At 57.1% G+C, this 21,162-nt stretch carries 16 protein-coding genes, 1 tRNA gene and 1 pseudogene; 15 read left to right on the top strand and 3 right to left on the bottom strand.

Annotation, left to right across the window (positions count from 1 at the left end; all coding sequences use genetic code 11):
• Positions 1–109 precede the first annotated feature (109 nt).
• The 7 genes from apaG (at position 110) to BLW11_RS06180 (ending at position 8,183) form a co-directional block, all read left to right on the top strand.
• Complete coding sequence (gene apaG / locus BLW11_RS06210; RefSeq protein WP_048361119.1) at positions 110–490, top strand: Co2+/Mg2+ efflux protein ApaG; 381 nt, start codon at positions 110–112, stop codon at positions 488–490.
• The gene (locus BLW11_RS06205; RefSeq protein WP_048361120.1) at positions 490–1,371 is read left to right on the top strand and encodes a symmetrical bis(5'-nucleosyl)-tetraphosphatase; all 882 of its coding nucleotides are present in this window, start codon (positions 490–492) and stop codon (positions 1,369–1,371) included. Before apaG ends, BLW11_RS06205 begins: the two co-directional genes overlap by 1 nt.
• A gap of 32 nt (positions 1,372–1,403) precedes the next feature.
• Positions 1,404–1,733 (top strand): thiosulfate sulfurtransferase GlpE, encoded by a 330-nt coding sequence (glpE, locus tag BLW11_RS06200; RefSeq protein WP_048361121.1) that lies wholly within the window; start codon positions 1,404–1,406, stop codon positions 1,731–1,733.
• Positions 1,734–2,033: 300 nt separating this feature from the next.
• Positions 2,034–3,956, top strand: a complete 1,923-nt coding sequence (locus tag BLW11_RS06195) for a PrkA family serine protein kinase (RefSeq protein ID WP_048361122.1) — start codon at positions 2,034–2,036, stop codon at positions 3,954–3,956.
• A gap of 101 nt (positions 3,957–4,057) precedes the next feature.
• On the top strand, positions 4,058–5,332 hold the full coding sequence (locus tag BLW11_RS06190; protein ID WP_048361123.1) for a YeaH/YhbH family protein: 1,275 nt from the start codon (positions 4,058–4,060) through the stop codon (positions 5,330–5,332).
• Complete coding sequence (locus BLW11_RS06185) at positions 5,329–6,891, top strand: SpoVR family protein (protein ID WP_048361124.1); 1,563 nt, start codon at positions 5,329–5,331, stop codon at positions 6,889–6,891. The genes BLW11_RS06190 and BLW11_RS06185 overlap by 4 nt, the downstream gene beginning before the upstream one ends.
• A 62-nt stretch (positions 6,892–6,953) precedes the next feature.
• Positions 6,954–8,183, top strand: coding sequence for a multifunctional CCA addition/repair protein (locus BLW11_RS06180; protein WP_048361125.1), 1,230 nt, complete (start codon positions 6,954–6,956; stop codon positions 8,181–8,183).
• Between the two features lie 99 nt (positions 8,184–8,282).
• Here BLW11_RS06180 and folK read toward each other — a convergent pair whose 3' ends face one another.
• Together folK and folB are read right to left on the bottom strand one after the other, a co-directional pair.
• Positions 8,283–8,810, bottom strand: a complete 528-nt coding sequence (gene folK / locus BLW11_RS06175; RefSeq protein ID WP_048361126.1) for a 2-amino-4-hydroxy-6-hydroxymethyldihydropteridine diphosphokinase — start codon at positions 8,808–8,810, stop codon at positions 8,283–8,285.
• On the bottom strand, positions 8,801–9,154 hold the full coding sequence (gene folB, locus BLW11_RS06170) for a dihydroneopterin aldolase (RefSeq protein ID WP_048361127.1): 354 nt from the start codon (positions 9,152–9,154) through the stop codon (positions 8,801–8,803). Before folB ends, folK begins: the two co-directional genes overlap by 10 nt.
• A gap of 74 nt (positions 9,155–9,228) precedes the next feature.
• On the opposite strand from folB, the gene plsY reads away from it, so the two are divergent.
• Positions 9,229–9,798, top strand: coding sequence for a glycerol-3-phosphate 1-O-acyltransferase PlsY (gene plsY / locus BLW11_RS06165; protein WP_048361128.1), 570 nt, complete (start codon positions 9,229–9,231; stop codon positions 9,796–9,798).
• Between the two features lie 44 nt (positions 9,799–9,842).
• Here plsY and tsaD read toward each other — a convergent pair whose 3' ends face one another.
• Entirely contained in the window at positions 9,843–10,868 is a 1,026-nt protein-coding gene (gene tsaD, locus BLW11_RS06160) for a tRNA (adenosine(37)-N6)-threonylcarbamoyltransferase complex transferase subunit TsaD (protein WP_048361129.1), read from the bottom strand.
• A 198-nt stretch (positions 10,869–11,066) separates the two neighbouring features.
• Between tsaD and rpsU the strand changes: the two genes are divergently transcribed.
• From rpsU to BLW11_RS06120, 7 genes and pseudogenes are all read left to right on the top strand, one after another.
• A complete protein-coding gene (gene rpsU / locus BLW11_RS06155; RefSeq protein ID WP_002551877.1) occupies positions 11,067–11,282 on the top strand; it encodes a 30S ribosomal protein S21 in 216 nt (71 codons plus the stop codon).
• Between the two features lie 471 nt (positions 11,283–11,753).
• Positions 11,754–13,709 (top strand): DNA primase, encoded by a 1,956-nt coding sequence (dnaG, locus tag BLW11_RS06145; protein ID WP_048361131.1) that lies wholly within the window; start codon positions 11,754–11,756, stop codon positions 13,707–13,709.
• A gap of 67 nt (positions 13,710–13,776) precedes the next feature.
• Complete coding sequence (rpoD, locus tag BLW11_RS06140) at positions 13,777–15,624, top strand: RNA polymerase sigma factor RpoD (protein WP_048361132.1); 1,848 nt, start codon at positions 13,777–13,779, stop codon at positions 15,622–15,624.
• A 336-nt stretch (positions 15,625–15,960) separates the two neighbouring features.
• Positions 15,961–18,672, top strand: a pseudogene (locus BLW11_RS06135) (sensor domain-containing protein); the annotation flags it as partial.
• A gap of 15 nt (positions 18,673–18,687) precedes the next feature.
• Positions 18,688–18,764, top strand: a tRNA-Ile gene (locus BLW11_RS06130).
• Positions 18,765–18,812: 48 nt separating this feature from the next.
• Positions 18,813–19,265, top strand: coding sequence for an Lrp/AsnC family transcriptional regulator (locus BLW11_RS06125; RefSeq protein WP_048361134.1), 453 nt, complete (start codon positions 18,813–18,815; stop codon positions 19,263–19,265).
• A gap of 150 nt (positions 19,266–19,415) precedes the next feature.
• Positions 19,416–21,098 carry a flavin monoamine oxidase family protein gene (locus BLW11_RS06120; RefSeq protein ID WP_048361135.1) on the top strand — a complete coding sequence of 561 codons (1,683 nt, stop codon included), beginning with the start codon at positions 19,416–19,418 and terminating at the stop codon, positions 21,096–21,098.
• Positions 21,099–21,162 lie beyond the last annotated feature (64 nt).

The following is a 21,162-nucleotide window of genomic DNA, read 5'->3' as shown; positions in this document are numbered from 1 at the left end:
CGGGGCCTGGGTCAGACACCACGTCTGGCCTAGTACCCGTGACTTGGCCTAGACTCAGGCATCAGTTTTATCCCGAACTGTGTCTTCGCTTTCACGTAAGGCCTCTCGCATGCACGATCCCCGCTATCTGGTCGACGTCAGCGTCGTCACGCGTTACCTGCCAGAACAATCACAGCCCGAACATCAGCGCTTCGCCTTTGCATATACCATTACGGTGCGCAACAACGGCTCGGTCCCCGCGAAGCTGTTGTCCCGGCACTGGGTAATTACCGACGGAGATGGTCATGTTGAAGAAGTCCGTGGTGCCGGCGTTGTAGGGCTACAGCCCAAGATCGAACCTGGCAGCGAGCACTCCTACAGCAGCGGTTCAGTCATCACGACCCAGGTCGGCACCATGCAGGGCAGCTACCTCATGCATGCAGACGACGGTCACGAGTTCAAAGCCATCATTGCGCCCTTCCGCCTTGCGGTGCCCGGAGCCCTGCACTGATGGCGGTGTATGCCGTTGGTGACCTGCAAGGCTGCCTGCAGCCACTCGAACGCCTGCTCGCGCGTGTCGCATTCGACCCCGCCAAAGATAAACTCTGGCTAGTCGGCGACCTGGTCAACCGTGGCCCGCAATCACTGGAAACCCTGCGTTTTTTGTACCGCATGCGTGAATCACTGGTGTGCGTGCTGGGCAACCATGACCTGCACTTGCTGGCCGTGGGCCATAATATTGAACGCCTTAAAAAAGGCGACACGCTGCGCGAAATCCTCCAGGCCCCCGATTGCGATGAACTACTGGCCTGGTTACGCCAGCAGTCGCTGCTGCACTACGATGCCGAGCGCAACATCGCACTGGTGCATGCCGGAATACCACCGCAGTGGACACTGAAAAAAGCCCTCAAATGCGCCGGCGAAGTTGAACAGGCCCTGCGCGATGACAACCTCATCGGGCCTTATCTCGACGGCATGTATGGCAACGACCCTGCCAAGTGGGACAACGACCTCACTGGCGTCACCCGCTTGCGGGTGATTACCAACTATTTCACCCGGATGCGCTTTTGTACCCGAGAAGGCAAACTCGACCTCAAAAGCAAAGAGGGTGTCGGTAGCGCACCACCCGGCTACGCGCCGTGGTTCAGTTACAAAGAACGCAAAACCCAAGGCCTCAAGATCATCTTTGGGCATTGGGCAGCGCTGGAAGGCAACTGCAAGGAGCCAGGCATTTTCGCGCTCGATACTGGCTGCGTCTGGGGTGGGGCCATGACCCTGCTCAATGTCGACACCGGCCAGCGCCTGAGCTGCGACTGTGACGAACCAGGCTTTGCCGCCCCTGCCGCCGCCCCGCAAACAGACTCACCTTCCCACCCCTTGGGCGCCTGCTAACCGCGCCCGCTGTCAGGCCACAGGAATATCCAATGACCGAATTCAAACGTATCCCGCCAGAACAGGCCCAGGCCTTGCGCGAACAAGGCGCCGTCGTGGTTGATGTGCGCGACCCGCAGGCCTTCGCTGCCAGCCACATCAGCGGCGCGAAGCACCTGGACAACCACTCGCTGCATGATTTCATCACCAATGCCGACCTTGACGCCCCCCTGATCGTTGCCTGCTACCACGGCAACTCCAGCCAAAGCGCTGCGGCGTACCTGGTCAGCCAGGGTTTTAGCGAGGTCTACAGCCTCGATGGCGGCTTCGAGCTATGGCGTGCGACTTATCCGAACGAAACGGCCCAGAGCACCGCCGAATAATATTTTTATCAGCGCCCAGCCCGCGTGATCATTGGGCTGGCGCCCTACCTGACCAACGGTCAGGGGCAACAAATCACGCATCTCGCCTTGACCTCCCTGATTACCAACTATCCTTTACCTCAGGCCATCCAAATCTGGGGAGAGCCGGTACACCGGCGAATGGATCATCGGTAGTAACTTCAAGGGCTTAGCCACCTTGATGGTGTCCTGGGGGGTACACAGCAGCTGAAATGCTGCTGCATGCCAGCACTCGAACTGACCGATCTATCGCCGACTCCACGTATCGAGCGAGGTGACGTCATGAGTATTTTTAGCCACTTCCAACAACGCTTTGAGTCCACACGCCAGGAAGAGCTCACGCTTCAGGAGTATCTTGAACTGTGCAAGCAAGACAAAAGCACGTATGCCTCTGCTGCTGAAAGGCTGTTGCTGGCCATTGGTGAACCGGAACTGCTGGACACCTCCAACGACTCACGACTGTCACGAATCTTCTCCAACAAAGTGATTCGTCGTTATCCGGCCTTTGAAGACTTCCACGGAATGGAAGAATGCATCGACCAGATCGTCTCCTACTTCCGCCATGCCGCACAGGGCCTGGAAGAGAAGAAACAAATCCTCTACCTGCTGGGCCCGGTCGGTGGCGGCAAGTCGTCGCTTGCCGAAAAACTGAAACAACTGATCGAGAAAGTGCCCTTCTATGCGATCAAGGGCTCTCCTGTTTTCGAGTCACCTCTGGGGCTGTTCAACGCCACCGAAGATGGCGCGATCCTCGAGGAAGACTTCGGCATCCCTAAACGCTACCTGAGCACCATCATGTCGCCATGGGCCACCAAGCGCCTGGCCGAATTCGGTGGTGACATCAGCCAGTTCCGCGTGGTGAAACTCTACCCCTCGATCCTCAATCAGATCGCGGTGGCCAAGACAGAGCCGGGGGATGAGAACAACCAGGATATTTCGGCACTGGTGGGCAAGGTCGATATCCGCAAACTTGAAGAATTCCCGCAGAACGACGCCGACGCCTACAGCTACTCCGGTGCGCTGTGCCGGTCCAACCAGGGCCTTATGGAGTTCGTGGAGATGTTCAAGGCACCGATCAAGGTGCTGCACCCACTGCTGACCGCCACTCAAGAGGGCAACTACAACAGTACCGAAGGCTTGGGCGCGATTCCGTTCACGGGCATCTTGCTGGCCCACTCCAACGAATCGGAGTGGCACACCTTCCGTAACAACAAGAACAACGAAGCGTTCATCGACCGGATCTACATCGTCAAAGTACCGTACTGCCTGCGGGTCAGCGACGAAGTGAAGATCTACGACAAACTGCTGTTCAACAGCTCGCTGGCCAAGGCCCATTGCGCACCCGACACCCTGAAAATGCTGGCCCAGTTCACCGTGCTCTCGCGCCTCAAAGAGCCGGAAAACTCCAATATTTACTCCAAGATGCGGGTCTACGACGGCGAGAACCTCAAGGACACCGACCCGAAAGCCAAATCCATTCAGGAATACCGCGACAACGCGGGCGTCGACGAGGGCATGAACGGTCTTTCGACCCGTTTCGCGTTCAAAATCCTGTCCAAGGTGTTCAACTTCGACCCGCACGAAATTGCCGCCAACCCGGTTCACCTGCTCTACGTGCTCGAACAGCAGATTGAACAGGAACAGTTCCAGGCCGAAACCCGTGAGCGCTACCTGCGCTTCCTGAAGGAATACCTGGCACCGCGCTATATCGAGTTCATCGGCAAGGAAATCCAGACCGCTTACCTGGAGTCCTACAGCGAATACGGGCAAAACATCTTCGACCGCTATGTCCTCTACGCCGACTTCTGGATTCAGGATCAGGAGTATCGCGATCCGGAAACCGGCGAAATCCTCAACCGCGTTGCCCTCAACGAGGAGCTTGAGAAAATCGAAAAACCGGCTGGCATCAGCAACCCGAAAGATTTCCGCAACGAAATCGTCAACTTCGTGCTGCGCGCCCGCGCCAACAACAACGGCAAAAATCCGACCTGGCTCAGCTACGAGAAGTTGCGAGTAGTGATCGAGAAGAAAATGTTCTCCAACACCGAGGATCTGCTGCCGGTTATCAGCTTCAACGCCAAGGCGAGCAAAGAAGACCAGCAGAAGCACAACGACTTCGTCACTCGAATGGTCGAACGTGGCTACACCGACAAACAAGTACGCCTGCTCTCCGAGTGGTACCTGCGGGTCCGCAAATCGCAGTGAGGCAGCTGTAAGCCTCAAGCCTCAAGCTGCAAGGCAAAGCATGCCCAATTGCTTCGACTTGCAGCTTGCAGCTCACAACTTGAAGCTGCCCGGAGGGCCTAATGAGCTATGTGATCGACCGACGCCTCAATGGCAAGAACAAGAGCACGGTAAACCGTCAGCGTTTTCTGCGGCGTTACCGTGACCACATCAAAAAGGCCGTAGAAGAGGCCGTGGGCCGCCGCTCCATTACGGATATGGAGCATGGCGAGCAAATCAGCATCCCTGGCCGAGATATCGACGAGCCGGTGTTGCACCATGGGCGCGGTGGCAAGCAGACAGTGGTTCACCCCGGCAACAAGGAGTTCACCAGCGGCGAACATATCCCCCGCCCACAAGGTGGAGCGGGAGGCGGTGGCGGCCCCGGCAAGGCAGGTAACTCCGGCGAAGGCATGGATGAGTTCGTCTTCCAGATCACCCAGGAAGAGTTTCTTGAGTTCATGTTCGAAGACCTCGAACTGCCCAACCTGGTCAAACGCAACCTCACCGGCACCGACACCTTTAAAACCGTGCGCGCCGGTATCAGCAACGAGGGCAACCCGTCCCGTATCAACATCATTCGCACCCTGCGCTCAGCTCACGCACGGCGCATTGCCCTGTCCGGCAGCAGCCGGGCAAAACTCCGGGAAGCCAAAACCGAACTGGAGCGGCTCAAACGCGAAGAGCCAGACAACTTCGGCGATATCAAAGCCATCGAGGCCGAAATCGAGAAACTCAGCGCACGTATTCACCGCGTGCCGTTCCTCGACACCTTTGACCTTAAATACAACCTGCTGGTCAAACAGCCCAATCCCAGTTCGAAAGCCGTCATGTTCTGCCTGATGGACGTTTCCGGCTCCATGACCCAAGCCACAAAGGACATCGCCAAACGCTTTTTCATCTTGCTGTACCTGTTCCTGAAGCGGAACTACGACAAGATTGACGTAGTTTTCATTCGCCATCACACCAGCGCACGCGAGGTCGATGAAGAAGAGTTTTTCTATTCCAGGGAAACCGGCGGCACCATTGTTTCCAGCGCACTAAAGCTGATGCAGGAGATCATGGCCGAACGCTACCCCACCAACGAGTGGAATATCTACGCAGCGCAAGCCTCTGACGGGGATAACTGGAACGACGACTCACCTATTTGCCGCGACATTCTGATCAACCAGATCATGCCATTCGTGCAGTACTTCACTTATGTTGAAATTACCCCACGAGAACATCAGGCCCTTTGGTACGAATACGAACGCATCAGCGAGGCATTTTCCGACACCTTCGCCCAGCAGCAACTGGTCTCGGCCGGCGATATTTATCCGGTCTTCCGTGAACTCTTCCAGCGCAGGTTAGTGACATGACCTCCAAAGAGAATAAACGCCACCCCATCTCCACTGGCTCAGAGTGGACCTTTGACCTTATCCAGGCTTACGACCGCGAAATCGGTCGCCTGGCGGAGCGCTACGCGCTCGACACTTACCCCAACCAAATCGAGGTCATCACCGCAGAGCAAATGATGGACGCCTACGCCTCCGTAGGCATGCCACTGGGTTATCACCACTGGTCCTATGGCAAGCACTTCTTAAGCACCGAGAAATCCTACAGTCGTGGTCAGATGGGGCTGGCCTACGAAATCGTCATCAACTCTGACCCATGCATTGCTTATCTGATGGAAGAAAACACCATCTGCATGCAAGCACTGGTGGTGGCCCATGCCTGCTATGGCCATAACAGCTTCTTCAAGGGCAACTACCTGTTCCGCACCTGGACCGACGCCAGTTCGATCATCGACTATCTGGTCTTTGCCAAGCAGTACATCATGCAGTGTGAAGAGCGCCACGGTATCGACGCCGTCGAAGACCTGCTCGACTCATGCCATGCCTTGATGAACTACGGTGTAGACCGCTACAAACGACCCGATCCGATTTCAGCTGAAGAGGAACGCCGTCGCCAAAAAGAGCGCGAAGAGCATCTGCAAAAGCAGATCAACGATTTGTGGCGCACCATCCCTAAAAGCGCAGACAAACTCAGCGAAAAAGATAACGCCCGCTTCCCCGACGAACCTCAGGAAAACATCCTCTATTTCATAGAAAAACACGCGCCGCTGCTGGAGCCCTGGCAACGCGAAGTTGTGCGTATCGTGCGCAAGATTGCACAGTACTTTTACCCACAACGGCAAACGCAAGTGATGAACGAGGGCTGGGCAACTTTCTGGCACTACACCTTGATGAACGACCTCTACGACGAAGGCCTGGTGACCGAAGGCTTCATGATGGAGTTCCTCATTTCCCACACCAGCGTGGTATTCCAACCCGGCTTTGACAGCCCTTACTACAGCGGCATCAACCCCTACGCACTGGGGTTTGCAATGTATTGCGACATCCGGCGCATTTGCGAACACCCAACAGACGAGGACCGTTACTGGTTCCCTGACCTGGCAGGCAGCGACTGGCTATCAAGCATCAAATTCGCCATGAGCAGCTTCAAGGACGAGAGTTTTATCCTCCAATACCTGTCACCCAAAGTAATCCGTGATCTGAAGCTGTTCAGCATCATGGACGACGATCAAAAAGAAGACTTGCTGGTACCCGCCATTCACGACGAAAACGGCTACCGCATCATTCGTGAAACCCTGGCAGCACAGTACAACCTGGGCAATCGTGAACCCAACATTCAAATCTGGAGCATCGACCGCCGTGGCGACCGCTCCCTGACCCTGCGCCACCAGCAACATGACCGCAAACCGTTGGGCGACTCAACCGATGAAGTCCTCAAGCACCTGCACCGCTTGTGGGGGTTCGACATCCATCTCGAAACATTACAGGGCGACCAGATAGTAAAAGTCCACCATGTGCCTCCAAAAGGCGATCACGGCGATACTGACCGCGGACGCCTGGACATGAATGCCATTCACCTGTAACACACGCAAGCCTCCGTTAACGCGACACAAGCGTTATCCTGTCGCGCTAACGGAGATTTTTTATGCAGATCTATAAAGTTGGCGGCGCTGTACGTGATCGCCTGCTGGGCAAGCCTGTCACCGACATTGACTGGGTGGTGGTCGGCGCAACGGCCGAACAAATGCAGGCAAAGGGATTCCGCCCCGTAGGCTCGGACTTCCCGGTATTTCTTCACCCAAAAACCGGTGACGAATATGCGCTGGCACGGACCGAGCGCAAAAGCGGCCATGGTTATGGCGGATTTATTTTTCATGCCAGCCCTGATGTCACTCTCGAAGAAGACCTGATCCGCCGCGACCTGACCATCAATGCCATGGCTGAGGATGAGACCGGTAATATCACGGACCCCTACCACGGCCAACGCGATCTTGAAGCCCGTGTACTACGCCACGTTTCCCCCGCTTTCGCCGAAGATCCCCTACGAGTTCTACGTGTAGCCCGATTCGCTGCGCGCTATGCCGGCCTCGGCTTCAGCATCGCCCCCGAAACGCTGGAACTGATGCGCCAACTGTCCAGATCCGGCGAACTGCAAGCCTTGACCCCGGAGCGCTGCTGGAAAGAAATTTCCCGTGCCCTGATGGAAGACCAGCCTCAGGTATTTATTGAAGTATTGCGTAGCTGTGACGCACTCGAGGTGCTGCTGCCCGAGGTGAATGCACTGTTTGGCGTGCCGCAGCCCCCTGCCCATCACCCGGAAATCGACAGCGGTGTGCATACCCTGAGCGTGCTGGAGCAATCTGCACTGCACAAGCAACCGCTAACCGTTCGCTGGGCTTGCCTTCTGCATGACCTGGGCAAGGGGCTTACAGCGGAGAAAGACTGGCCAAGACACATTGCCCACGAGCACAAAGGGTTGCGCCTGATCAAAGCCGTAAATGAGCGCTACAAAGTGCCGAGGGATTGTCAGGAACTGGCATTGCTGGTGGGCGAGTACCACACCCACGGCCATCGCGCCCTTGAGCTCAAGGCGTCGACCCTACTGGAGTTACTGCAGCGCTTTGACGTGTACCGTCGCCCGCAGCGATTTGAGGAATTTATCGCGGCATGCGAGATGGACGCCAGAGGGCGTCTGGGGCTGGAAAATCGACCATACCCGCAAGCTGACTACTTGCGGGGCGCAGCTCGGGCCGCCCTCGCCGTAGCGGTCCAGCCGCTGCTGGAACAGGGCTTCAGAGGCCCCGAACTGGGTGAGGCCCTGAAGCACGAGCGGCTCAAGGCGCTGCAGGCCTACAAAGCTGCGGCAAAAGACTGAATCAGAACTTCTGTAGCCGCTGCCGCAGGCTGCGATGGGTGCGGAGCAGCCCCGAAATATCGAAGGGCCTGCGGCCCTTATCGTAGCCTGCGGCAGCGGCTACAGATCCGAAAGCATCTCCAGCGGCGTCAACTGCTCGCCCCGCCACTCAAATGCAGCAGGTGCGAGCACTTGATCGATCTGTGCCTCTGCCCACATCTGAGCAAGGGGCTTGCCCACACCAGGATGCACTTTGTCTGGGGCTATCAAAGACAGTGGCCACAACACGAAAGCGTTCTTGAGAATCTCTGCACGTGGCAACGTCAATCCGTCAAAATTCCCTGCCAGATCGCCGTAAAACAGCACGTCGATATCAAGAGGCAACCCTTTGCGATCTTGAGCGTAACGTCCGTTATCAGCCTCGATCAGCTTTAAACGTCGACTTAACTCGATCAGTGGCAAATCGGTTTTCGCCGACACTACCAGATTGAAAAACGGCCCGCTTTTGATGCCCACAGGCTGACTTTCAAAAACTGCAGAGCAGTGCATGTCGCACAAAAAATCGGCCAGAGCCTCAAGCCCCGCCAGCAAGTGCTTTTCGCGCTCGACATTGCTGCCCAGCCCGAGATAAACCTGAGTTAGCGACATCCGCGCTCAATCTCCACACCCACCCCAGTGGCCGCCGCTACGGCGCCGGGCTTGGTCAGTTTGAGGTGAAGCCAGGGAATATTGAACTCACTCATCAATACTTGCGCCAGACGCTCTGCAAAGGTTTCCACCAGCTGGAACTGAGCTTGCTCGGCAAATGCCTGAATACGCGTGGAAACGCTCGCATAATCGAGAGCCAGCGTCAGATCATCGCCAGCGGCAGCCGGACGGTTGTCCCACGCAAAACTCAGGTCAAGACGCAGACACTGACGGATGCCACGTTCCCAGTCATAAGCACCGATCACGGTGTCAACTTCCAGACCTTCGATAAACACTCTGTCCAAGCACTCTTCTCCGCAGCACGACAAGGGCGCAATGCGCCGTTAGAATCAGGGCGTCCTCGCCCGGAATAGTTAGCATGTTTTGGTTACTGGCGATCCTCGCCTACCTGCTCGGCTCTCTGTCCTTTGCCATTTTGCTCAGCCGCCTGACGGGAACCCCCGATCCGCGAATGAGTGGCTCCGGCAATGCGGGCGCAACCAACATGTTGCGTCTGGCTGGCAAAAAGCTTGCCGTCCTGACCTTGCTCGGTGACCTGTGCAAGGGGCTTTTACCCGTCCTGCTGGCCTATCAACTGGATTTCTCGCTCCAGGACCAGGCCTGGATCGGTATCTGCGCCGTCGTCGGGCACATGTACCCTGCGTACTTCCGCTTTCGCGGAGGCAAAGGTGTCGCCACGGCTGCCGGCATGCTGCTGGGGCTTTACCCGCCTGCGGCATTGCTGGCGGTCGCAGCATGGCTGCTTACCTTTCAACTGACCCGCACCAGCTCACTGGCCGCGTTGATCGCCACACCCCTGACCCTGCCATTACTGGCCTGGCAAGAGCCTGCCGCCCTGCTGCCCATGAGCGTCCTGACGGCACTGATTGTCTGGCGCCACCGCGGCAATTTACGCGACCTGATGGCTGGGCGCGAACGGCATTTCTGAATGTTGCCCGTGAAAAAACCTCACGTGCGAACCAGCCCCAGCGTTCACAGGGGCTTCAATTGCTCCATCGGCCAGCGCGCCTGCACACTGATCGCCAATGTTTCGTGCTGACCGGCCTGTAAGCGCTGACAACCGGCAAACGCAATCATCGCGCCGTTATCCGTACAAAATTCCGGCCGGGCGTAATACACATTGCCCTTCATCTCACCGAGCATTTTCTCCAGAGAAACGCGCAACGCCTTGTTGGCACTCACCCCGCCCGCAATCACCAGGCGCTTCATGCCCGCGTGCTTCAAGGCGCGCTTGCACTTGATGGTCAGCGTCTCAACCACGGCCTGCTGGAACGCCAGGGAGATATCACAGCGTGTCTGCTCAGTATCGTCGCCCGCAGCCACGCAACGCTGCCAGGTGTTCAAGGCAAAGGTCTTGAGGCCGCTGAAGCTGAACTGCAGCCCCGGACGGTCAGTCATGGGCCTAGGGAACACAAAGCGCCCCGCAACGCCCTGAGCGGCCAATCGTGCGATCTCAGGGCCGCCCGGATAGTTGAGCCCCATCATCTTCGCGGTCTTGTCGAACGCCTCACCCGCAGCATCATCCAGCGTCTCGCCCAACAACTCGTATTGGCCGATACCATCAACGCGAACCAGCTGCGTATGACCGCCCGACACCAACAAAGCGACGAACGGAAATTCCGGAGGCTGTTCTTCCAGCATAGGGGCCAGCAAATGCCCCTCCATGTGGTGCACACCAAGGGCCGGAATGCCCCAGGCGAATGCCAGCGCCTGGGCGCAAGAGGCCCCAACCAGCAGGGCTCCAACCAATCCAGGCCCTGCCGTATAGGCAATTGCGTCAATCTCCGTAGGCACACAGTCAGCCTCAGCCAACACCTGACGAATCAAGGGCAGCATGCGCTTGACGTGATCCCTTGAAGCCAGCTCCGGAACCACACCGCCATAAGCGCGGTGCAGGTCGATCTGACTGAACAGTGCATCGGCCAAAAGCCCGCGTTCACTGTCGTATAGCGCGACGCCGGTTTCGTCGCAGGAGGTTTCTAATCCCAGTACTAGCATGGGTTTACGCCTTGTAGAGGCTAGATTCGAAGGCGCGCATAATAGTCGCCACTCCCGCCCCCGGCCAGCGGTTTTCGATCAGAGGCTTTGCATTCCGGGCGATGAGGGGTTAACATCCGCAACCCTTAAAAACCGACGTCTTCCAACGCGATTTTGCCTTGAGACGTTGACCCCGGTAATGAATGAAGGTAGCTCTGGATGCCAGCCGTCAAAGTAAAAGAGAACGAACCCTTCGACGTAGCTCTGCGTCGTTTCAAGCGCTCCTGCGAAAAAGCCGGTGTTCTGGCTGAAGTTCGCAGCCGCGAATTTTACGAGAAGCCGACTTCTGAGCGTAAGCGTAAAGCAGCAGCTGCTGTTAAGCGTCACGCGAAGAAAGTTCAGCGCGAGCAGCGCCGCGCCGTTCGTCTGTACTAATACACAGACGTTCGTTGCAAGCTTCTGCCAAGCCCGGCCTAAAGCCGGGCCGTAGGCAGTTGTTGAAGGTTACATGCTTTATCGTCAAGGCCGCAGATGCGACCGCGACAAGCGTTACATCACGTCAGACCTGGCCTAATAGCCAGCGGTGCACGTCTTTACTGACGAGCCTTCCAAGGCTACCGACGAGCACACCTCTCTGATTTTCCCTAAAGACGATCAGCCCAAGGCACCTCTCCAGTGCCTGCTTATGAGCTATCCGAGACCAGCCATTGGTCAGTGCCGGACTCAGAGCGTGAAAATTATCGATCCCATTCACTCTGATTAAAATGAGCAGACAGGGTTTCGACAGATACACTTCCCCGAAATAATTGAGCTGACGCCCCACGATCGAGCAGAGCATTCGCCTGCACGCGCGATGACCAAGCCCTTTATACGGACCCATTTCTGCGCAGTGATGACGAGAACGCCATGGCCGGGTTAATCCCCCAGAGCTTTATTGACGACCTTCTGAACCGTACCGATATCGTCGATGTCGTCAGCTCTCGCGTGCAAATGAAGAAAGCCGGCAAAAATTACACGGCCTGCTGCCCCTTCCACAAAGAAAAAACACCGTCTTTCAGCGTCAGCCCCGACAAACAGTTCTATTACTGCTTTGGCTGCGGCGCTGGCGGTAACGCCCTCGGCTTCATCATGGACCACGACAATCTGGATTTCCCCCAGGCTGTCGAAGAACTGGCCAAAGCCGCCGGCATGGAAATCCCCCGAGAAGAAAGTGGTCGCCCGCATAAACCCCGGCAGCCCACTGACTCTCCGCTCTACCCGCTTCTCACTGCCGCAGCCGACTTTTATCGCCAGGCTTTAAAAAGCCATCCGGCACGTAAAGCGGCCGTTGACTACCTGAAAGGCCGCGGCCTGACCGGCGAAATCGCCCGCGATTTCGGCTTGGGTTTCGCTCCGCCCGGCTGGGACAACCTGTACAAGCATCTAAGCAGCGACACGCTTCAGCAAAAAGCCATGATCGATGCCGGCCTGCTGGTGGAAAACGCCGAGACAGGTAAACGCTACGATCGCTTTCGCGATCGCGTTATGTTTCCGATCCGCGACAGCCGCGGCCGAATCATTGCCTTCGGCGGCCGAGTGCTGGGTGACGACAAACCCAAGTACCTGAACTCCCCGGAAACCCCGGTCTTTCACAAAGGCCAGGAACTGTACGGGCTGTTCGAAGCGCGCAAGTTCAACCGCAGCCTCGATGAAATCATTGTGGTCGAAGGCTACATGGACGTTATCGCCCTCGCCCAGCAAGGCCTGCGCAATGCCGTCGCAACCTTGGGTACCGCGACGAGCGAAGAGCACATGAAGCGTCTGTTCCGTGTGGTCCCCAGCGTTTTATTCTGCTTCGACGGCGACCAGGCAGGCCGCAATGCCGCCTGGCGTGCACTGGAAGCTACACTGCCCTGCTTGCAGGACGGACGGCGCGCACGCTTTTTGTTCCTGCCCGAAGGCGAAGACCCGGACACACTGGTGCGTTCCGAAGGCACCGATGCCTTCAAGGCCCGCATCAACCAGCACGCGCAGCCGCTGGCCGATTACTTCTTCCAGCAACTGACTGAAGAATCAGACCCGCGCTCGCTTGAAGGCAAGGCCCACATGGCTACGCTGGCTGCACCGTTGATCGATAAAGTCCCGGGCGCCAACCTGCGGACCTTGATGCGTCAGCGATTAAGCGAAATCACCGGGCTGACCAGCGAAACGGTCAGCCAACTGGCTCAAAGCGCACCGTCCAGGCCCCAGGCACAACCGGCTTACGATCCGGGCATCGATTACGATGCAATGCCCGACTACAGCGACTTCCAGCAACCGGACATGTACGTTCCCCAGCAGGAATGGACACCGAAAAAGCCCGGTGCTGGCGGCAAGAAGTGGGAAAACAAACCCTGGGACAAAAAAGGCAAGCGTGGCGGCGAACGCGAGCAGGCCTGGATCCCCGTCGGCGTTGAACCGCCTACACTGACAGCCTTGCGCACCCTGCTGCACCATCCGCAACTGGCCAAAAAAGTTGAGGACGCCGGGCACTTTGCTGCAGAAGACCAGACTAATAATCAGCTACTGATTGCTCTGGTAGAGGCCGTTCAGAAAAATCCTAAGCTAAGCTCTATACAGTTGTTGTCCCGCTGGCACGGCACTGAACAGGGTCGCTTGCTGCAAAGACTGCTGGAAAAGGAGTGGCTAATTGATGCCGATAACCTTGAACAACAGTTTTTCGACACCATAACTAGCTTGTCAGCTCGCCAACGCGAGCGAAATCTTGAACAACTTCTTCGAAAAGCACGTCAAGGCGAGCTCAGCCCCGAGGAAAAAAATCAGTTACGCGACCTTCTAAGTCGCAATAATCCCGCATCAAACCCGACCTCAACTGGCGCGTGAGGTCATAGCTAAGGTATAATCCTCGGCTTGTTTTTTGCCCGCCAAGACCTTCAGTGGATAGGGTGTTATGTCCGGAAAAGCGCAACAGCAGTCTCGTATCAAAGAGTTGATCACCCTCGGCCGTGAGCAGAAGTATCTGACTTACGCAGAGGTCAACGACCACCTGCCCGAAGATATTTCAGATCCGGAGCAAGTGGAAGACATCATCCGCATGATTAATGACATGGGGATCCCCGTACACGAGAGTGCTCCGGATGCGGACGCCCTTATGTTGGCCGATGCCGACACCGACGAGGCAGCTGCTGAAGAAGCAGCTGCCGCGTTGGCGGCAGTAGAGACCGACATTGGTCGTACTACTGACCCAGTGCGCATGTACATGCGCGAAATGGGCACGGTAGAACTGCTGACACGTGAAGGCGAAATCGAAATCGCCAAGCGTATTGAAGAAGGCATCCGTGAAGTGATGGGCGCAATCGCGCACTTCCCTGGCACGGTTGACCATATTCTCTCCGAGTACACTCGCGTCACCACCGAAGGTGGTCGCCTGTCCGACGTTCTGAGCGGTTATATCGACCCGGACGACGGTATTGCGCCGCCTGCAGCCGAAGTGCCGCCTCCTGTCGACCCAAAGGTGAAAGCCGAAGGTGATGACGAAGAGGATGATAAGGAAGAGTCCACCGAAGAAGAGGAAGAGGTCGAAAGCGGCCCCGACCCGATCATCGCGGCCCAGCGTTTTGGCGCTGTTTCCGATCAGATGGAACTCGCGCGCAAGGCACTGAAAAAGCACGGTCGTGGCAGCAAGCAGGCAATTGCCGAGCTGGTTGCACTGGCAGAGCTGTTCATGCCGATCAAGCTGGTCCCGAAGCAATTCGAAGGCCTGGTTGAGCGTGTTCGCAGCGCCCTGGAGCGTCTGCGTGCACAAGAGCGCGCCATCATGCAGCTGTGTGTACGTGATGCACGCATGCCGCGCACCGATTTCCTGCGCCTGTTCCCGGGCAACGAAGTCGACGAAAGCTGGAGCGACGCGCTGGCCAAAGGCAAAAGCAAATATGCTGAAGCCATTGGTCGCCTGCAACCGGACATCATCCGTTGCCAGCAAAAGCTGTCTGCCCTGGAAGCAGAAACCGGCCTGAAGATTGCCGAGATCAAGGACATCAACCGTCGCATGTCGATCGGTGAGGCCAAGGCCCGCCGCGCGAAGAAAGAAATGGTTGAAGCCAACTTGCGTCTGGTTATCTCCATCGCCAAGAAGTACACCAACCGTGGCTTGCAGTTCCTCGATCTGATCCAGGAAGGCAACATCGGCTTGATGAAAGCGGTAGACAAGTTTGAATACCGCCGCGGCTACAAATTCTCGACTTATGCCACCTGGTGGATCCGTCAGGCGATCACTCGCTCGATCGCCGACCAGGCCCGCACCATCCGTATTCCGGTGCACATGATCGAGACGATCAACAAGCTCAACCGTATTTCCCGCCAGATGTTGCAGGAAATGGGTCGCGAACCGACCCCGGAAGAGCTGGGCGAACGCATGGAAATGCCTGAGGATAAAATCCGCAAGGTATTGAAGATCGCTAAAGAGCCGATCTCCATGGAAACCCCGATCGGTGATGACGAAGACTCCCATCTGGGTGACTTCATCGAAGACTCGACCATGCAGTCGCCAATCGATGTAGCCACTGTTGAGAGCCTTAAAGAAGCGACACGCGACGTACTCGGCGGCCTAACAGCCCGTGAAGCCAAAGTATTGCGCATGCGTTTCGGCATCGACATGAATACCGACCACACCCTTGAGGAGGTTGGTAAACAGTTCGACGTTACCCGTGAACGGATTCGCCAGATCGAAGCCAAAGCGTTGCGCAAGCTGCGCCACCCGACGAGAAGCGAGCATTTGCGCTCCTTCCTAGACGAGTGATAACAAAACCCCCGGCCCTGCCGGGGGTTTTGCTTTATAGCCAAACACTTTCTCGCCCCTTCCCCCCGCCACAGTCCGACTACACTGGATGCATCCACGCGCACTGAAGAGACGCGCATGTCACGATTGCTGGCTTTCCTGCTTCTGTCGCTTGTCGCCTGGACCACTGCCACCTGTGCCCTGACGTTTAGTGATAAAGAGCAGCAACGACTCGAAAAACACCCTCAACTGTTCCGCGGTATAGATACCACTCGCCCGTCATTTGAGTTTCGTAACCCGCGCGCGCTCTATGCTGACCTGGCGACCGGTCATGCACATCTGTACCCGGCCCCCCGGCAAGTGGCCGTATCAGAGCTGACCGAGCAATCCAGAATCGACTGGCTGCTTGACAAGGTACTACCCGACACCAACCTGGGAGCAATCGCTAATAATCAGCAGCACTGGATTGGCGACTACCGTGCCCTGTGGCGCACCTTGCTGCTCTATATCCTCCCCGGCGCGCTGCTTTTGATCGTCGTACTGATCGTGGTCATCCGCATCAACCGACGCATGAGCTATGAAATTTCCCACCGAAAAGCCCTCGAACAAGCGCTGCGCAGCAGCGAATATCACTACAGGAGCCTGATAGAAAGCCTTTCGGCTATCGCCTGGGAGACACGCCTGGACGGCGATGCCTACACCTATGTCTCGCCCCAAGCAGAAGTCTTACTCGGCTACCCTATCGCGGACTGGTCAAGCCCGGGGTTCTGGAGCCGGATCCTGCATCCCGATGACCAGGCCAAGGCCCAAGCCTGCCGCGATAAAGAGGTCAGCGCCGGCCATAACCACAGCTTGGACTATCGAGTGGTGACCGCTGACGGCAATACCTTGTGGCTGCGGGACATAGCCAGTATCACCACCCACAACCAACAGGCCGTTCTGCGCGGTCTTATGATCAACATCAGCGATAACAAGCAGGTCGAAGAAGCCTTGCGCCTCTCCGAAGAAAAGTTCGCCAAAGCGTTCCACGCCTCTCCAGATGGCCTTTTGATAACTCGACAAAGCGACGGCCTGATGATCGAGACAAACGAAGGCTTTAGCCAGCTCAGTGGTTATGACAGCGACGCTTCCCTGCACCATTCAACACTGGACCTGCACCTGTGGGTCGATCTTGAGCAACGCGTTGAACTTCTGAGGCGACTGGAGGAAAACGGCTTTGCCCGTGACTTCAGGTGCAGCATCCGACACAGGGACGGACGAATCCGCCTCTGTGAAATCTCCAGCTACCCACTGATGATCGGTACCGAGAACTGCATATTGACCATCGCGCGCGACATCACAGAGCGCCATCAGATGCAGGAGAAACTGCAACAAACGGCCACCGTCTTTGAGAGTACGGCTGAAGGCATCGTCATCACCGACCCCCAGCAAGTCATCACCGCGGTGAATCGGGCCTTCACCGAAATTACCGGTTACAGCGAGAGCGAAGTCCTTGGCCAGACTCCGCGCATTATGGCTTCCGGCCAGCACAACAGCCTGTTCTTTGCCGAGATGTGGCATCAACTTTCAAAAGATGGCCACTGGCAGGGCGAAATCAGCAACAAACGCAAAAACGGTGAAATACACCCCAACTGGATGACCATCAGCACCGTACGCAACAGCGACAACCTGGCGACCCATTTTGTAGGCGTATTTTCTGACATCTCCAGCCTCAAACATGCCCAGTCGCGCCTTGACCACCAAGCCCACCACGACCCGCTGACCAACCTGCCCAACCGTTTGCTGTTTGAGCGTCGGCTGCGCGAGGTGCTCACGGACCAGAGGCGCAATGGCCAGCACGGCGCCGTCTTGTTTCTGGACCTGGACCGCTTCAAGAACATAAATGACAGCCTCGGCCACCCGGTCGGCGACCTGCTGCTGAATGGCATTGCAACCCGCCTCAAAGAACAGTTGCGCGATATCGACACCGTTGCCCGCCTGGGCGGCGATGAATTCATTATCTTGCTGCCCGGGCTCAAACACCCCCGTGATGCAGACCTCATCGCCGACAAGCTCCTGGCGTGTTTCAGCGCCCCCTTCCCGGCAGGCGAGCATGAACTGTTTATCAGCGCCAGCATTGGCATCAGCGTGTATCCGGAAGACGGCACCGAAGTAGCCACCCTCATCAAGAATGCCGATACCGCGATGTACCGCTCCAAACTCAAAGGTCGCAACCGCGTCGAACGCTACACCCAGGACCTGAGCGCCCAGGCCAGTGCGCGCGTCTCTCTGGAGCAGGATCTGCGCCGGGCGCTGGAGCGCGACCAACTGGCACTGTTCTATCAACCTAAAATCAGCTTGCGCGACCTCAGCCTGGTCGGCGCCAAAGCACTGATTCGCTGGAACCACCCTGAACTCGGAGAAATCCCGCCCGAGCGCTTTATTCATCTGGCCGAAGAAAACGGCATGATCATTCAAATAGGCGATTGGATGCTCGAACGCGTCTGCCAACAACTGCATGCCTGGCATCAGATTTACGAGCCCTTTGGGCCGATATCCGTCAACCTGGCGAGCTCTCAACTGCACAGTCCAAAACTGCTGGCGCGTATCCATCAGTTACTTAAAACCTACGAGCTCAAGCCGGGTTGCTTACAGCTGAAAATCACCGAAAACGTCATCACGAGCCAGACCGAAGAAGCGTTTGTGGTACTGCTCCAGCTCAAACAGCTAGGCGTGCAACTGTCCATTGACGATTTTGGTACCGGCTACTCCTCCCTCAGCTACCTCAAGCATTTGCCGCTGGACACACTGAAAATCGATCAGTCATTTATCCGGGGCCTGCCCAATGACGCCCACGATGCCGCGATCGTCCGCGCCATCATTGCACTGGGGCGCAGCATGCAAATCACCATCATTGCCGAAGGTGTCGAAACTCGGGCACAACAGGATTTTCTGACCAAAGCCGGCTGCGAACAAATCCAGGGCCGCATCGTCAGCGCGCCTTTACCTGCAGAAGAATTCGCAGCAACTTTCCTTCGCCTGTTTATTTCAGACTTTTCGGATAGCACTACCGAGAAACCATCGTTATAATCCGCGGCCTACTGAGGGCCTATAGCTCAGTTGGTTAGAGCAGGGGACTCATAATCCCTTGGTCGTAGGTTCGAGTCCTACTGGGCCCACCAAACTCAAAGCCGCGCACTGCGCGGCTTTCGTGTATCTGGAGTCTCCTCTTGTCTGATACCCGCCCGCCCGCGCTGGATGAAATGGACCGTCAATTGATTGCGGCCTTGCAGCTCAATGCCCGAGAAAGCGTGGCGATGCTGGCGCGTCAGCTGGGGATTGCGCGCACCACCGTGACCTCGCGCCTGGCACGACTGGAGAAAAACGGGGTCATCACCGGTTATGGCGTTCGTCTGGGCCAGCGTTTGATTGATGGCGGTTTACAGGCTTATGTCGGGATCACCGTGCAGCCACGCTCCGGCAAAGAAGTGGTCCGGCGCTTGAGCGCGATGGTCCAGGTACAGCAACTGTGCGCGGTCAGCGGCGAATTCGATTACGTGGCCTGGTTGCGCAGCGATTCCCCCGAGCAACTGGATCAATTGCTCGATCAGATCGGCAGCGTCGAAGGTGTCGAGAAAACCACCACTTCGATCATCCTCAGCAGTAAAGTCGATCGCGGATAAGTCATTTCGACCGCCAATCTCGTCATATTGACTAAACAAAAGCCATAACGACGACAATTTGCGTCTTATTAACGTGCTCCGCGCTCCCTATCATGGTGCCTGTCTTTTCCTATACTCAACATTACGCTTGGGTCGCCAGCAAGGTCAGCCATGAACAAGAATAATCGCCACCCTAACGACGGTAAAAAGCCCATCACCATCTTCGGCCCGGACTTTCCGTTTGCCTTTGATGACTGGATCGAACACCCGGCCGGCCTGGGCAGTATCCCGGCGGACAAGCTGGGTTCGGAAGTGGCGATTGTCGGCGCCGGAATGGCCGGAATGGTGGCGGCTTATGAGCTGATGAAGCTTGGCTTCAAGCCTGTGGTGTACGAAGCCTCAAAAATGGGCGGGCGCCTGCGCTCCCAAGCCTTTGAAGGCAGCGAAGGCGTGATCGCCGAACTGGGCGGCATGCGCTTCCCGGTCTCCTCGACCGCTTTTTACCACTACGTCGACAAGCTGGGGCTGGAAACCAAACCCTTCCCCAACCCGCTGACGCCCGCTTCGGGCAGCACCGTGATCGACCTCGAAGGCCAGACCTTCTACGCACAAAAACTGGCGGACCTGCCTGCACTGTTTCAGGAGGTGGCCGACGCCTGGGCTGACGCGCTAGAGGAAGGTTCGCGCTTTGGTGATATCCAGCAAGCCATCCGTGACCGTGACGTTCCCCGGCTTAAAGAGCTGTGGAACACCCTGGTTCCGCTGTGGGACGACCGCACGTTCTACGATTTCGTGGCCACGTCCAAAGCCTTCGCCAAACTCTCGTTCCAGCACCGCGAAGTGTTTGGCCAGGTCGGGTTCGGCACCGGTGGCTGGGACTCGGACTTTCCCAACTCGATGCTCGAAATTTTCCGGGTGGTGATGACCAACTGCGACGACCACCAACACTTGGTGGTCGGCGGTGTCGAGCAGGTACCGCTGGGTATCTGGCGCCACGCCCCGGAACGCTGCGCTCACTGGCCTGCCGGCACCAGCCTCAGCTCGCTGCACAACGGCGCACCACGCACCGGAGTCAAAGCTATCTCTCGTACAGCGGACGGGCTGTTTTCTGTTACCGACATACTCGGTGTCACACGCCCCTATGAAGCCGTACTGGTCACCTGTCAAAGCTGGCTGCTAACCACTCAGATCGAATGTGAAGAGTCGCTGTTCTCACAAAAAGTGTGGATGGCGCTGGACCGTACGCGCTATATGCAATCGTCCAAGACGTTTGTCATGGTCGACCGCCCGTTCTGGAAAGACAAAGACCCCGAGACCGGCCGCGACCTGATGAGCATGACCCTCACCGACCGTCTGACCCGGGGCACTTACCTGTTCGACAACGGTGACGACAAGCCTGGGGTAATTTGCCTGTCGTACTCGTGGATGAGCGATGCGCTGAAAATGCTCCCGCACCCGGTGGAAAAGCGCGTAAAACTGGCGCTCGACTCGCTGAAAAAGATCTACCCCAAGGTGGATATCGCCAGCCGCATCATCGGCGATCCGATCACAGTGTCGTGGGAAGCCGACCCGCACTTTCTGGGTGCCTTCAAGGGCGCACTGCCAGGGCATTACCGTTACAACCAGCGGATGTACGCACACTTCATGCAGCAAGAGATGCCCGGCGAACAACGCGGAATCTTCATTGCAGGGGATGACGTGTCGTGGACTCCCGCCTGGGTTGAAGGCGCGGTACAGACCTCATTGAATGCGGTCTGGGGGATCATGACCCACTTCGGTGGCAGTACCCATGCAGAGAACCCCGGCCCGGGTGACGTGTTCCACGAAATAGGCCCGATTGCCCTTCCGGATTGAATAACACCCCCTGTAGCCGCTGCCGCAGGCTGCGGCTTTAAAAAGCGAGCCCTGCGGTCCCGAT

The organism is Pseudomonas deceptionensis, assembly GCF_900106095.1.
Taxonomy (GTDB): domain Bacteria; phylum Pseudomonadota; class Gammaproteobacteria; order Pseudomonadales; family Pseudomonadaceae; genus Aquipseudomonas; species Aquipseudomonas deceptionensis.
This window is presented reverse-complemented; position numbering and strand designations above follow the sequence as displayed.